The sequence below is a fragment of the Dermabacter sp. HSID17554 genome (genome assembly GCF_003989295.1).
Lineage (GTDB): Bacteria > Actinomycetota > Actinomycetes > Actinomycetales > Dermabacteraceae > Dermabacter > Dermabacter vaginalis.
This window is the reverse complement of record NZ_RBLW01000002.1, coordinates 37,961-52,761: the sequence shown is the minus strand read 5'-3', so window position 1 is coordinate 52,761 and position 14,801 is coordinate 37,961. Positions and strand designations below refer to the sequence as shown.

Sequence of the window (14,801 nt, the reverse complement as noted above, 5' to 3'; positions counted from 1 at the left end):
AGGTTTTTACTTCTCGTCGACGCGCATGAGCTTCGTGCGCAGAACGGACTCGTTGAGGCCGAGCTGGCGGTCGAGCTCCTTGGCGGTCTCGGGCTTCGAGGTGAAGCTCAGGACGACGTAGATGCCTTCCTGCTTCTTGTCGATCTCGTAGGCAAACTTGCGCTTGCCCCACACGTCGGTGTTGTCGACGGTGCCGCCCTCAGCAGGAACAACCTTGATGAGCTTCTCAAAAGTGGTGTCCACGGTACGCTCGTCGATCGACGGGTCCAGGATCACGACCATTTCGTACTTACGCATGTGTAAATCCCCACCTCCTGTGGTCTATCGCGGCCACGGTCCTTCCGTGGCAGGAGGGTCATGCATGCGCCTGCGGTTTTCCACAGACTTCCCAAGTCTAGCGGCTCGGCTGGGTTCGGGGAAGGGGGTCCGACGGTGGCCTGGACCTCACCGCTACCGAGGTTCTTTCGGCGTCACGGTCGGTTCGACCGGTTTGTCGTTGCCGCGCGTCGGCTGCACCTTCGGTGTCTTCGGCTTTTCGCTCGGTTCGGGCTCGGGCTTGGGCTTCTCGGGCTTCGACGATGGCGTGGGCTGCTCGCTCGGCTCGGGCGCTGGCTCGGGCGCTTCTTCCGAAGGCTCCTCGGTTGCGGGCGGTTCCTCACTCGGCTGTTCCGACGGCTGCGCAGGAGCCTTAGGCTGCGTGGTCCTGCGCGGCGCGTGCGTCCGCTTTTTCCTCTTCTTCCGTTTCTTCTTGCCCTCGGAGTCGACTTCGTCGTGGAAGTCGACTTCGTCCTGCCCGTCGAGGGCGCTTGTCATGATGTCGGCGAAGATGCTCGCGGGCGCGCCGCCGCCGGTCATGTCCTCCCACGGGCCGAAGGGTGTGAGCGGTTCTTCAGTGCGGCCGTCGGCACTTGGCTGGAACATCCCCACCGCGGTCACAAGCTGCGGGGTGTAGCCCACGAAGAGCGCCGAGCGGAACGAGCTTGAAGTACCCGTCTTACCCGCGACCGGGCGGCCATCCATTTTTTCATTGACGATTCGTGCCGAGCCACGAGAGCTCGTGGGCTCCTGGAGGGCGACGGTCGCGTTGATGGCCGTGGACTCCTTGAGAACTCGCTCGCCGTCATCTTTGTAGGCGTACTTGTGCGAACCGTCAGCATTCGTCACTTTTTCGACGATGTGCGGCGTGCGCTTGATCCCGCCCGAGGCGATCACGGAATACGACCCCGCGAGCTCGAGAACCGTGAGCGATGAAGAGCCAAGGACGTTGCTCGGGCTGTCGTCGAGACCGGGCGTCTTTTCGGAAAGCCCCATCTTGATGGCCGCTTCGCGCGTCTTCTCGGCGCCCATGTCAACGTTGAGTGCCGCATAGGGCGTGTTGTAGGAGTGCCGCGTCGCGGTCAGGAGGTCGACGCTGCCACGCGAGGCGTTGCCGAAGTTCTTGACGGTCCACCCCTTGAACGTCCTTGGTGAGGAGGCATCCCAGTGGGAGTGGAGGCTATAGCCCTCCTCGAGCGCCGCAACAAGCGTGAACGCCTTGAACGTTGAACCGGCCTGCATGCGCGACTGGGTAGCGTCGTTCCGCTGCTGCTTGAGGTAGTCCTCGCCGCCGTAGAGCGCCCGGATCGCACCGGTTGACGGGTCGATGCTCACGGTTCCCACGTGGTTGTTCTCGGGTCGGTCCTCGGGAAGATCGTTGATTGCCTCGACTGTTGACTCCTGGGTGTGCTTATCGATCGTCGAGACGATCGTGTAGCCGCCCGTGTCGATGTCGTCCTCGTCAAAGCCTCGCGCCTCGAGTTCCTTGCGCACCGTCATCATGAGGTAGCCGTTTGTGCCGCGCAAGGAGCTTTGACGTTTGTATTCGATCGTCTCGGGGAAGCTGAGCTTGTCGGCCTCCTCCTTCGTGAGCGTGCCCGTCTCATTGACCTCGCGATCGATCACGCGCTGCCAGAGCGCCTTCGCTTTATCGGGGTTCTTCGCGGGGTCGTAGGCGCTCGGTGCGGGAATGACGGCGACGAGAAGTGCGGCCTCGGCATCATCGAGCTCGCTCGCGCTCTTGCCGAAGTAGGCCTGTGCCGCTTCTTCAATGCCGTACGCGGAGCGCCCGAAGTAGATCGTGTTGAGGTAGCGCGAAAGGATCTCGTTCTTGTCGAGCTCCTGATCGATTTTGACGGCCATGATCATCTCGCGCACCTTGCCGGTATACGACGTGACCTTGCCCGTGTAGTAGTTCTCGACGTACTGCTGGGTGATCGTCGAAGCCCCCTGGCGGGAGCCGCCAGAAAGGTTATTCACGAGGGCGCGCACGATACCCTTCGGCGAAATGCCGCGGTTCTCGTAAAACGTGGAGTCCTCGGAGGCGACGACAGCCTCCTTGACGTTGTCGGGAATCTCGTCGGCGGGCAGAATCGTGCGATTGAGGTCGCTGAACTCGCCGATGAGAGTCTCTCCATCGGCGTAGTACACGCGAGTCGTTTGGGCGACCGCGATATCGGTGGGCTCGGGAACATCAGTCGTGGCATACAGCCACGCGCCGAAGCCGATGCCAGCGAAAAAGAGCAGCACAAAAACGGCGGAAAGGAGTCGCCACGATGGCCACCAGCGCCAAAAACCCTCCCTACCCGCGCGGGGATAATTGAGAAGGTTCGTGGGTTTGGGCTTGTTCTTAGCCCTGCGATTACCTCGTGGCGTTGACGACGGTGCGTCAGAGGGACGGCCGGGAGTGCGCGTCGTTGTTTCGGGGCGCGGCTTTGTGCGGCTGCGGCTTAAACTCGCCGCCGCGGGGGTCGTCGCCGCGCGTGCGGCACGCTTCCCACTCGAGCGTGTACGGCTTGTCCCCTTCGGCGTCTTATCGCTCACTTCGAGTTTCCTCTCGTCGCGGAGGCGCTGTCGTGCGCCCCATTATGCGCCCACCATTCCTGAAGGCGTTTGGAGGCCTCCTCCTCGCCGAGCGGCCCCTCCTCCATGCGAAGCTCAAGAAGGTAGGCGTAAGCCTTTCCCACGGCTGGCCCCGGCTCGAGCCCCAAGATCTGCATGATTGCGCGGCCGTCCAGATCAGGCCGGATTTTCGAGATCTCTTCTTGCTCGGCAAGCTCAGCGATACGCTTTTCGAGGTCGTCGTAGGCTTCACGGAGGCGCTGGGCCTTGCGTTTATTGCGGGTCGTGCAGTCGGCACGCGTGAGGCGGTGGAGGCGCTCCAGCTGGTCTCCCGCGTCGGTCACGTAACGGCGCACCGCAGAGTCAGTCCACTCTGAGTCAGAGTAACCGTGGAACCGAAGGTGCAGTTCGATCAGGTGGGCAACCGCTTTCGTCGTCTCCTTATCGAACTTGAGGGCCTTCATGCGGGCCTTCGCCATGCGCGCACCCACCACCTCGTGGAAGCGGAACGTCACGACCCCGCCCTCTTCGTAGCGGCGCGTGTTGGGCTTCGCGCAATCGTGCATGAGGGCGGCGAAGCGCAAAATGAAATCGGGGCCGGGCACCGGTCCTTCGGGGCCCGTTTCAAGGTCAATCGCCTGCTCAAGCACCGTGAGCGAGTGCGTATAGACGTCCTTGTGCCTGTGGTGCTCGTCGATTTCGAGCCGCATCGCGGGCAGTTCGGGAAGGACGATCTCGGCGAGACCAAGGTCGACCATTTGCTCGAGGGCGCTCCTCGGGTGGTCGCCGAGCATGAGCTTCACGAGTTCATCGCGCACGCGCTCAGCGCTCACGATCGTGAGGCGCTCGGCGAGTGCCCCGATCGCGCGCGCGGTGCCCTCCTCGATGTCGAAACCGAGGGTGGAGGCAAAGCGGACGGCGCGCATCATGCGCAGCGGGTCGTCGCTGAAGGACTGCTCGGGGGCGACGGGTGTGCGAAGTAGCCCCGCGGCGAGATCCTCGAGACCGCCGAATGGGTCAATGAACTCGAGCGAAGGAAGGCGCACCGCCATCGCGTTCACGGTGAAGTCGCGGCGCGAAAGATCGCCGTCAATCGTGTCGCCGTATGCCACTTGAGGCTTGCGCGACTTCGGATCGTACTCCTCGGTGCGGTACGTCGTGATTTCCACCTTCACGTCGTCGAGCTGCGCGCCGAGCGTGCCAAACTCGCGGCCCATGTCCCATATCGCACCGCGCTTACCTACCCATTTGCGAAGGATGCGCTCGGTCTCATCAGGCCTCGCCGACGTCGTGAAGTCGAGGTCATCGCTGCTGCGCCCAAGAAGGGCATCGCGCACGGGCCCGCCCACAAGGGCGAGCTCCTGACCAGTCCCCTCAAACATTTCGCCAAGCTCATGGACAGAGGCTGGAAGCGCCCGAAACATGCTCTGCGCGCGGGTGCGAACGGTTTCAATCCCGATGCGCTCCACTCGGCGCGTGTCGCCATTAGTCACGTACGTCATTCCTCACCTTGGTTTGTGATGTGCAAATCGCTGCGCGCACGCAGCCCGTGTTTGGCACGCGGCACGAAGGCACGCCCTCTACAGTGGTTCCATGCTTCGATCCGTGACGCGGCGCGCCTTACGCGCCCTCCTCGTCATGGTCGCACTGTATTCAATTCTGTGTGCGGCTCTTGCGCCCATTGGCGCTTTCGCCCGATCGGGCTCCGCAGCCTACCAGTCTACCGGCCAGAAACCGCCCGCACATGTGGCACTGACCGCACCTGGGCTACCGTCGGAACCCGCACCCACGCCCGGGCCAGCCCCGGAAGCCGATACCCCGCTCACCCTGGACCTTCTTTCGCTTACGCCCGCTGCGGTAAGACCCGGCGACACGCTCGAGGCCCGCGTGAGCATCACCAACACCACGGATGCGCCGCTCGAGAATGTGGCCCTCCAGCTCTCGAGCTTCACCTCACGCATCACCGATCGCACACTCGCCGATGAGTGGTCGGCAACTGCCCCGGCACAGACGTCCCGCCGCGGGACAGTACGCGGAACCTCGGCTGCGCGCACCCTCGCACAAGGCGAAACCGCCGAGTTCACGGTGCGAATCCCCGCCGACACTCTCGGCTACTCACGCGACGAGTCGCTATGGGGCCCGCGCCGCGTGGCTCTCACGGCCGTCACGGGAGCCACCACGGCGCCCGATGCCGCCGATTCCTCCGCGAACGCCACCCCGGTCGCGACGCTTCGCACGTTCCTCGTGTGGCAGCCAGCTGACCACACGCCGAGTGTTTCCCTCGCCTATCTCGCGCCCCTCGCCTCCACCGACCCCGCGCTCGTGGCGACCAACCCGGAGGCTTTCGAAAAAGATGTGCGCGAGGGCGCCTTCGCCGCCCAGTGGGAGATTGCCCAACGCGACGACGTGAGCTGGTGGCTCGACCCCTCCATGCTCGCGGAGCTCAAGGTGCCCGAAGGTATGAGCACCGTTGAGGAAGCCCGTTTGAGTCTTGAGGCGAAAACCCCCACGCCATCGCCGAGCGCGAGCCCGGCAACGCCCACGGCGCCCCCGGCCTCGGATGCGGGCGGCGCCAAGGAAACCCCGAGCACGCCGGCCACCGCTCGCGCCGCAGGCACACCGTGGGGGCCGAATTCTGCGTGGGACGAGCGCCGCTCCTCACTTATAGACGCGGCTAGAACACACGACGTGACACTCGCCCCCTTTGCCCTCGCGAGCCCCGCAACAGCCCGCTCGACCACCCGGCTTCTCGAGAACGAAGCCGCTTCAGCCGCACAAAGCGCGGGCCTCGCAGCCGCCCCCACCCTGATGCGCGTAGAGTCCGGGGCTGTCACCGCGAAGGCCGTACGCTCCTCGGGAGCACAGACCGCTCTCGTGCCCGCCGAATCCTTCTATTCATCCCTGAGCCCAAGCGTCACCCCGAGTGGGTACGCGCAGATCGAGGGTGGCGGCGAACCGGCAACACCGCTCCTCGGCTACGACACGCGGCTCACGCGCCTTTCGGAGCGGCTTGCCGATCACAACGATCCCGAACTGTCCGTTCAGCGGGCTCTCGCGGATACGGCACTCCTCGCGGGCGAGTCAGCGTCGGCCCCCCGCACCATTCTGCTTGCCCCTTCCCCTACCTCCCGACTCAACCCCGCACGCACCTCCCGCATGCTCGATGCCCTTGGCGCCGCACCGTGGGTCACGCACGCGAGCGCCTCCACCCTCGTCAAAGCGGCAAAGGCAGGAGAAGGCACCACGTCGATCAGCGGCGAGAGTGGGAACTATTGGGTGGGCAAGGTGAATAAGCTCCACGCCATCGGTGAGAAGTCCGACGCCAGCCCCGCCCGCATCGATCCCGAAGCCCAAAAGGTGCCGGCCGGCGCAAGCGGAAGGGTCGAAAAGAGCCTCACGAAGTTGGGCGACGTGCGCGCCGTACTCGAGGATCCGAGCTACCTTTATGCGGCGATCTTGCTCGCGGCTTCGGGCGTGAGTACCCCACTTTTCGAGGACCCTCACGCTCACGTCACGCGACTTGCACACCTCAACACGGTCACCGAAGCGAACGCGAAGCGCATTTCATTGACACTCGCGGGAACCTACAATCTCGTCTCGAACGAGGCCTCGATCCCCTATACCGTTCACAACGGCTTTTCCACACCCGTGACGCTCAACCCGTCGGTGTCATTTTCCCAGCGGATCGCAAAGGCTGGCGCTACGCTCGAGCCCGTCACGCTTCCGGCGCTCACCACGGGCGATAACGCGATTCCCGTCGAGGCCGTGCGCAGCGGCAGCGGCTCGTTCACGGTGATGATTACGAACGGCGACGACGTGGTCCTCGATTCGCGCAAGAGCCAACTGAGCGTCAACCCCGAGTGGGAGAACTGGACGACCCTCATCGCGATGGTGCTTCTCGCCGCGCTCGTGATTACGGGCGTGATCCGCGCCGGCCGCACAAAATCTGATGCGCGAAGCCCGGCACTCACCGAGCCGGAAGATCTCGCGAGCGTCGACCACCCCGATGCGCCCCCTCACTCACGTGTAGAACACTAAGGACACCACCCGAATCATGAACAACTCGAGCAGTTCTTCTGCGCGCGGCAAGGCCATGCGCGCGAGCGCAATCATGGCGGTCGCGTCGGCATCAACGCGTCTTTTGGGCTTTGTGCGCACCTTCCTGCTCGGAATGGTGCTCGGCGGCTCCGCATCGATCGCCGCAAACGCGTATTCGGCGGCGCAAATCCTGCCAAACTCCCTGTGGATCCTCATCGGCGGTGGCACCCTCAACGCGATTCTCGTGCCGGCAGTCGTGCGTGCGGCGAAGCTTCCGGATAAGGGCGAGGATTTCTGCTCGCGCCTGTTCACGCTGTTCTTCGTTGTCGCGGTGGGGATCACGACGCTCTGCACGCTTGCCGTCCCGTTCCTCACGATCGTCGCGAACTCCAAGCTTGACCCAGGCACGCTTCAGGCCGCGACCGTTCTCGGCTATTTCATGATGCCGCAGATGATCTTCTCGTGTATCTACATCATGTTCGGGCAGATCCTCAATGCGCACGAAAGCTTCGGGCCTTTCACGTGGGCACCGGCGCTCAACAACCTCATGAATATCGCGGGATCGATTCTGTTCCTCGTGCTCTGGGGGGCACAGCCCGATGGCACGCAGTGGACGTGGGGCATGCTGCTCGTTCTCGCCTTCTCCCAGGTGGGAGGCAGTGCCGCGCAGGCTCTCCTCGTGTGGGCGTGGACGCGGAAGATCGGCCTCAAGATCAGGTTCAAGTGGGGTTTTCGCGGACTCGGCCTGCGCAAGCTCGGAACGATGGGGCTGTGGACGTTCGCGATGATGGTCGTCGGCCAGGTCGCGGTGTTTGCACGTCGCTGGTCCACGGGCGGCGCCGTGTCGGCTGTAGAGCAGGCGCAGGCGAGCGGAGCCGGCGCCAGCCGAGAGCTTTTCCCCGCTCTCGCGGCCCTCGACTGGTCGTACACCGTTTTCATGCTTCCACAGGGCATCATTGCCGTTTCCCTCGTGACGAGCATCTTCCCGCGCATGTCGAAGCGGGTCAACGAACGCGACCACCTCGGGGCCTATCGCACCTATTCCTCGATGAACAGGATCCTGTTCGTCCCGATGACCCTCGCGACGGTTGTGCTCATCGTGCTCGCGGCACCGATCATGTGGGTCGTCGTGGGTGGCACGTCCCCCGTTGGGGCGGGCGCCAATGGTCTCGTGCTCATCGGATACACCCTGGGACTGCCAGCCTTCGCCGCGACGTATCTCGTCACGCGCTACTTTTACGCCTACGAGGACACGCGCACCGCCTTTATGATGCGCGTGCCGCCCACGGTGCTCTCGCTTCTCGCGATCCCCGTGATCCTCCTCTGGGTCGATCCGCGCTATGCCGCGGCTGCGGGCGCCTTCGCGAGTTCGATCGGCCTTGTGATCGGGTGGCTCGAAGGTGTCTGGCACATGCGTCGCAACCTCGCCCGAAAAGGCGTGGATATGAGCCAGGTGAATTCTCTCGGCACCATTTCCACGATCGCGCGCCTTTTCGTGGCCGGCGCGATTTCGGCGGTGGCGGGCTGGGGGCTCCTCGCACTCTTTGGCGATTTCACGTGGCGAGGGCGCATTATCGCGATCATCGTGGGCGTGATCGTTGCGGCAGCGATGACCGGAGTATTCGCGCTTGTCGCGTGGATGCTCCGCGTGTCGGAGATTCGCGACGCCGCGACCATGATCAGCTCTCGACTCTTGCGCAAACGCCGAGGCGGGGAGCCGGCAAAGAAGGCACCCGCTGCGGTGGAAGAAACCTCGAGCGAGGTCGAAGAGCCCCGCTACGATGGTCAAGCATCGGATCGAACCACTCGAGCGAACCAAAGGATCACAGTGACAGAAATCCGCAGCCTTGAGGAACTCTTCTCCTCTCTCTCACTGAGCCCCGCCCTCGAGGAAAAGGAAAGCGTGGGCTCTGACCGCTTGCCTACGTCCTCAACCGAAGGGGCGTCGTGGCACCGCGGCGTGAACGAGAACGGCGAGCCGATTCTCGTGTTCGTCGTTCGCGGTGAGTTTGCCGCCGATGTCCTCGATGCCGCACGCCGCGTGTCTCTCGTGAACGTTCCGGGGCTTGAAGCCGTTCGCGACGTGCTCGAGTCGCATGAAGGCGAAACGAACGTCACGGCGGTCATCTACACCGACCCGAACCTGCCCACGCTCGCCGACCTCACGCGCGAGGGTGCGCTACGCGCGGAAACCGCCCGCACGATCGCTGGTCGCGTGACGGCAACCCTTCAGGAGGCCCGCAGCAAGGGCATCCGGCACCACCATCTCGATGAGGACCGCGTCTTCGTTGACCTCGAACACGATCAAGTGACAGTCCTCGGAGCAGGTATCGAGGATGCGGGCGACGAGGGCCTCTTGCACCTCACGGAGCCCTTCACGCTCAGCCCGGATGTGCGTGCGGTGGGGCGGATTCTCTACGTTGGGCTCGCGGGGCGCGGGCCGGAATTTTTCGGTTCCGACGCTTCCTTCGACCCGTCGACGACATCTCCGCGCACGGTTCCCTCCGATCTGGGGAGGCTTACCGCCACCCTTCTCACGCCGCTCACACCAAACGCGCCCGCGGACGGCCCTCGCCCGATGACGATCGAAGACGTGCACGAGGAGCTCTCGCCATGGCAGTCACTCCCCGTGACCCTCGAGGCGTACGATCCTGAGCAGCACGCCGGTGCGCCGGTGCCGCTTGCGGAGCGAAACACCTCCGGTCCCGTCGTCGCGGATCCATTCGAGCACCGGGAGCAGCTCAACGCGCAAGAGCCGGGGAGCACCGATGAAGCATCGGTCGATGACGCGACCGCCGAAAGCTCTTCTCCCTCCGAAGCCGACCACGGCGACAGCGAAGCTCGGGCCGAGGCACCGGAGGCCGAAGAGGCACACGACGAAGCCGACGCTCCCCTCACGGGAGAGGCTGAGACCACCGACAAGCCCGTTGCGGAGACCGACAAGCCGTGGTCCGAAGTGATCGATGCGCCGAAGGCACCGTCGGCGGCACACATGTTCCCGGGGCACATTGATGCCGATGCCCACCACGCCCCCGCGGCACTCACCGAAGAGCCCACGGCGCCGGTCGCACCCCCGGTGCCTCCCGCACCCGCCCCCATTCCCGTTGCGGGTCGCGAGGAGTCCCTCGCCGAATCACCGCGCACGCCGAACACGAACGATGACGCACACGAAGCGCCCGGCCGCCCCGTCGTTGCGCCGCCCTCGGCGGTCCAGCACTCGGCTCCCCGTGTGCGCCAGACGGCGCCCGATGCCGGAGTTGTCATCCCCGTGCAGGGGCGCGAAGCGAGCGCACTCGACCCGAACGCTCCTGCGCCTCACAGCCAGCAGCACTCCTCGGCATTCCGCGACGTTGTGGACATCGCCCTCGCTTCCGATACGGCAGGAAGCAGCTCCGCAGCCGAAGGCAACGTGTCCCGCTCCACGACCGCGCGGATTATCCTCGTCGCCGCCCTGCTCGCCGTGATCCTCGGCCTCGTGTGGGCGATCACCTCAGTGACGTCAGTGGGTCGGCACGACCGAGATGTGGCAACGAACCCGACCACGCAGGCGTCGGAAGAAAAGGCCTCCGAAAAAACCGAAGCCCCTAAGGAAGAGCCCAGCGAGAAACCCGCCGAGGCGCCCAAACCCCTGGCGCCGCTCAACCAGGTGAGCGTGGTGTACCCGCCCGATCCGGCGAAAGCCGATAAACCCGAAGACGCGGGGCGCATGCTCGACGGTGACCCGGGTACCGTGTGGAAAACTCAGCGGTACGCGAGCGCCGAGTACGGCCACCTGCGCGAGGGCATGGGCGTCAAGCTCGACCTCGGCGACGGCGAAGTCAAAAACGTTCGCGTCACGCCCGGCGCTCAGCAGGGCGGCACGATCGAGCTGCGCACCCTCACCGAGGACGGCCAGATCGGCGACGTGCTCGCCTCCGGTGAGGTCGCCCCCGGCGAGGACCTCACGCTCACGCCCGAAAAGCCCGTGGACGCGCGCTCGCTCGTGCTGTGGGCGCCCAACCTCGGCGCTGTCGACGGTGGATTCCGGCTCGAGATCGCCGAAGTGAAGGTCAATCAAGAATGACCCCCATTCGCCGTGCGTCGCGTAGCGCCCACCGTGCGCGCGGTGAAAGGCGAAGCTGGACTGGCTTCCCACCGGGGGTGTTCGCGGGCTTCCTCGCTGCGACGATTCTTCTTGGCATCATGTTGTCGTGGGCGCTCAACCTGAGTGTCGAGATGGACGCCCCAGCAGCCCAAAATGTCGCCGATTCCAACCCGGCACCGGGAACCGACAACTCCGGCCTCCCCGTTCTCACCGAGTACACGATCGGGGCCGAGGTGCAGAATCTCCTCGACACGGGGAGCTTGCAAACCCCCGCGACGTTCGACGTCACGGAGTGCCTGAAGTCCCTCTCCTCGAACGAATCCGTGCTTATGCTCGAGCAGGTTTCGTGGGGCGGCGATGAAAATGCGTGGCTCCTCGTTCTCGATGAGCACAACCTCACGCAAGTGCGCCGTGAAGGCGGGGAAGTTTCGGCAACGGTTGTGCGTTCCACGTGCGGGAGGGATGCCGACGGCGCCTCCGCGCCCCTGTTTTCCGCACGGGTGCTCGTGGATCCGAAGAGCTGACCGCGAAACTCAGCCTTCACCCCTACCCTTGTTCTGTTTGATTGTTGGCGAGCCTTCGCTGTGAAAGGACATCATGACCACCTCTGAGCCTCAGACCCCGATCCTCAACACCCTCGGTGGCGGCTTCGGCATCAGCCTTTCGGGATCGCAGACCGACACGGCTGAGACCGCGGCCCCCTCCGATGCCGCAGACGCCCCCGTGCGCGACATCGTGATCGTCGGCTCGGGCCCGGCGGGCTATACCGCTGCCGTTTATGCAGCCCGTGCGGGCCTCAAGCCCGTGGTGATCGCCGGCTCTCTCGATGCCGGCGGCGCCCTCATGACCACCACCGAGGTGGAAAACTTCCCGGGCTTCCCCGAAGGTGTCATGGGCCCGGACCTCATGGGCAACATGCAGGAGCAGGCCGAGCGTTTCGGCGCCGAGATCCTTTTCGAGGACGCGACCGAGGTCGAGCTCGCGGGCGACGTGAAAACGATTCGAGCCGAGGGCGGCGAGGTCTTCCGCGCGAAGGCCGTCATTCTCGCGACTGGCTCCGCGTACCGCAAACTCGGAGTGGACGGCGAAGAGCGCCTCTCCGGTAAGGGCGTGAGCTGGTGCGCCACGTGCGACGGTTTCTTCTTTAAGGACAAGGACATTTTCGTGGTGGGCGGCGGTGATTCCGCCGTTGAGGAAGCCACCTTCCTCACGCGCTTCGGCAAGAGCGTGACCCTGCTTCACCGCCGCGATGCGCTGCGTGCCTCGAAGATCATGGCGAAGCGCGCTGAAGACGACCCCAAGCTCGCGATCCGCTGGAACACCCAGGTGGTGGGCATTGAGGGCGAGAACGAACTCTCGCACCTCGTTCTCGAAGACACCGTGACCGGCGAACGCGAAACCGTGCCCGCCGATGGCCTTTTCGAAGCAATCGGCCACCTTCCCCGTTCCGGTCTGTTCAAGGGCCAGATCGACATCGATGATGAGGGCTACATCATCTGTGAAGGCCGCACGACTCACACCTCCCTCGAGGGCGTTTTCGCGTGCGGAGACGTTGTGGATCACCGCTACCGCCAAGCCATCACCGCTGCAGGATCCGGCTGCTCGGCCGCACTCGACGCCGAAAAATACCTCGCCACGCTAGAGTGAGCGACTCCGTCGCCTTCGGCGCCTCCTCGCGGAGCGGCATTACTTTCGAGATTCACCTCTACTGGGCATCGTGGGCGGCGCCCTCACTTCCGGCGCCGCTCACCGCTCGAGAGCTCCACGGAGTTCTACCGTCCAATGTCGAGGTGCACGTCCACGACGTTTCTCTCAGTACGGGAGCAAGGACCCTCGAGATCCCGACCGGGGAGTTTGTGCCTCGGGTACTCCCTACGTGGAGAATTATTGCCCGGAACGGTCGAAGCCTCGTCGGTGAGCGGGTCCTCACAGGCGCGCACCCGAAATTCACCGTACGCGAGGCACTGGACGAATTACGCAGCGCACTCTACTCTGGGCGCCTCACTTAGAACCCTGGGTTTGTTTCACGCTCGTTGACCCACGCACCCGCAACACCCCTGGGGATTTGCTCTACCGCTGCTTGGGAGCTGTGCCTTGCCCCGCGGCCCTCTTTTGTGCTTTTCCTCGTTCCTCTACGCTTGCCTATGCCTCGCACCGGCTTTCCTACCTCATACATGGGCTGACCACCCCCTGCGTCATCACCGGAATCGACCCGGGTATCGGCCGAACGTGAGGGAGGCGTTGCTTCTTTCGGCGTGAGATCCACCTTGACTCTTGTGGTTTCTCGGTTGCCAATTCGCGCCCTTGCTGCGGCAGTGGCTCGACAGCAAGACTCTCGCGAATCCCAACGCTGCCGACCATATGGTTAACTGAGAGTTATCCACAAAGCTGTGCACAAGTCGTACCGCAAGTGTGGATTATGCGCTTTTCTGGGCGCCTGCCTGGGGTTTTCTCTCGACCTTCATAGTCCCCCTATCGATTTCGTGTGGACAACCGCCGTTCGAACCCTTGCGGATGCCGCACTTATCCACATCTTTGTTCACATCTGTGTGTTTCACGTGGACCAGGCCGATACCCCCTCGGTGTGCCCGATCGCGATTCTCCACGCAACTACCTTCGGAAGATGATTTTCAGACCTCCGACTCCCTCACTGACTTGATAGGGCGTTTCGCGTGAAACGTTGTACCTTTGCATGCGACCTGCCGGGGCTTTTCACGTTCGGTTCTTTCGACCGCTGAATAGGCGCCGAGACAGCCCTCTCCTCTCATGCCACCGTTTGTTTTTGGGTTTTCACGTGAAACATAGCGACGCGCCTGCCCGAAGGACTCATTGCAACGGACCTTTGAGCATTGTGCAGAAGGCGCCGCGGGAAGGATGTGAAAGTCTCGCGCTTAGCAGCAGTCGGCTTCGGGTCGTGGGTAGCTACCGCGTGTTTCACGTGGAACCTTTTGGAAGTCGCCGACAAACTTATTTCGATAGCGTTGGCGCCTAAAGAGTTCGCTTTGTTTCGCCGCTGGTTTCGCGTGAAACCATTGGACCCAGTGCACTCCTATAGTCCGAAAGCCTGTGCTGAACGGATGCACTGGGTTTCACGTGAAACGATTCATCCCGCGAATTGCTTTTAGCTTGATCAGGGTCTTCTTGGCACTTTAGGCGCTTGAATGGATTTCAATTGACTTGCGACGGTTTGTACATTCGCGTCAAACTCATCGCCTTTGTTTCACGTGAAACAGGGCCCGGATTGCAAAAACGCCGGGCAAAACTTGAAGTCTGACTCAAGCAGAACTGGCGCGTGTCCGCGAATAGCAAAAGCCCGCACTCGCCGGATATTGCAATGGGTGCAAATCCAGCCGCGCAAACTTAGCCCAATTCAGCGGCGTTTCACGTGAAACACGGCAGAGGAATCATCGAAATGAGTTCGTCGCGCCGGGCCGCATGGGTTCGCCCCAGTAGAACCGCGAAGGTTGCAGTGGAGATGATCGCCGGGGAAGGAAGACCAGAAACCGTTCTAAGCGGCTGCCGCGCCCAGCAACAGGTTTCACGTGAAACAACAGAACACAACCCATCAACTCAAGGCCACCAGCTTCACAAGGAAATGCAGCGCAAGCCAAAGCAAGCCGTTCACACGACGATCGGGGGGTGCATAACCCACGGCGCCGAATGTTTCACGTGAAACTCACTAGAGCCGTAAAGAACCCGACGCGCAACAACTGACGATCGAGGGCTTGACGGTTCAACCCAGCGACTACAGACGCCTTCCGAGATCCCGCCTTAGAGGAGGACGCAATAGATGCGTCGACGG

The 14,801-nt window shown here is 63.4% G+C and carries 7 protein-coding genes; 4 read left to right on the top strand and 3 right to left on the bottom strand.

All coding sequences use genetic code 11. The annotated features are described in order from the left end of the window. Positions 1–6: 6 nt before the first annotated feature. The 3 genes from rpsF to D8M36_RS03315 all read right to left on the bottom strand — a co-directional run bounded on the left by rpsF (position 7) and on the right by D8M36_RS03315 (position 4,379). Positions 7–297: a 30S ribosomal protein S6 gene (gene rpsF / locus D8M36_RS03325; protein ID WP_061212179.1), complete on the bottom strand. Its 291-nt coding sequence runs from the start codon at positions 295–297 to the stop codon at positions 7–9. A 153-nt stretch (positions 298–450) separates the two neighbouring features. After that, the gene (locus D8M36_RS10385) at positions 451–2,859 is read right to left on the bottom strand and encodes a transglycosylase domain-containing protein (RefSeq protein WP_126846725.1); all 2,409 of its coding nucleotides are present in this window, start codon (positions 2,857–2,859) and stop codon (positions 451–453) included. Further along, positions 2,856–4,379: a CCA tRNA nucleotidyltransferase gene (locus D8M36_RS03315; RefSeq protein ID WP_126846723.1), complete on the bottom strand. Its 1,524-nt coding sequence runs from the start codon at positions 4,377–4,379 to the stop codon at positions 2,856–2,858. Before D8M36_RS03315 ends, D8M36_RS10385 begins: the two co-directional genes overlap by 4 nt. Before the next feature lie 91 nt (positions 4,380–4,470). Here D8M36_RS03315 and D8M36_RS03310 point away from each other — a divergent pair, with 91 nt between their 5' ends. From D8M36_RS03310 to trxB, 4 genes are all read left to right on the top strand, one after another. Further along, positions 4,471–6,915, top strand: coding sequence for a DUF6049 family protein (locus tag D8M36_RS03310; RefSeq protein WP_126846721.1), 2,445 nt, complete (start codon positions 4,471–4,473; stop codon positions 6,913–6,915). A gap of 16 nt (positions 6,916–6,931) precedes the next feature. Next, positions 6,932–10,978, top strand: a complete 4,047-nt coding sequence (locus tag D8M36_RS03305; RefSeq protein ID WP_126846719.1) for a murein biosynthesis integral membrane protein MurJ — start codon at positions 6,932–6,934, stop codon at positions 10,976–10,978. Next, the gene (locus D8M36_RS03300) at positions 10,975–11,523 is read left to right on the top strand and encodes a hypothetical protein (RefSeq protein WP_126846717.1); all 549 of its coding nucleotides are present in this window, start codon (positions 10,975–10,977) and stop codon (positions 11,521–11,523) included. Before D8M36_RS03305 ends, D8M36_RS03300 begins: the two co-directional genes overlap by 4 nt. A 73-nt stretch (positions 11,524–11,596) precedes the next feature. Continuing rightward, positions 11,597–12,646: a thioredoxin-disulfide reductase gene (gene trxB / locus D8M36_RS03295; RefSeq protein ID WP_126846715.1), complete on the top strand. Its 1,050-nt coding sequence runs from the start codon at positions 11,597–11,599 to the stop codon at positions 12,644–12,646. Positions 12,647–14,801: the final 2,155 nt, after the last annotated feature.

What these genes read in the sequence shown, in the direction of transcription:
- D8M36_RS03315 (WP_126846723.1), bottom strand. Translation starts at nt 4,379, where the DNA reads ATGACGTACGTGACTAATGGCGACACGCGCCGAGTGGAGCGCATCGGG.
- D8M36_RS03310 (WP_126846721.1), top strand. Translation starts at nt 4,471, where the DNA reads ATGCTTCGATCCGTGACGCGGCGCGCCTTACGCGCCCTCCTCGTCATG.
- rpsF (WP_061212179.1), bottom strand. Translation starts at nt 297, where the DNA reads ATGCGTAAGTACGAAATGGTCGTGATCCTGGACCCGTCGATCGACGAG.
- D8M36_RS03305 (WP_126846719.1), top strand. Translation starts at nt 6,932, where the DNA reads ATGAACAACTCGAGCAGTTCTTCTGCGCGCGGCAAGGCCATGCGCGCG.
- D8M36_RS03300 (WP_126846717.1), top strand. Translation starts at nt 10,975, where the DNA reads ATGACCCCCATTCGCCGTGCGTCGCGTAGCGCCCACCGTGCGCGCGGT.
- trxB (WP_126846715.1), top strand. Translation starts at nt 11,597, where the DNA reads ATGACCACCTCTGAGCCTCAGACCCCGATCCTCAACACCCTCGGTGGC.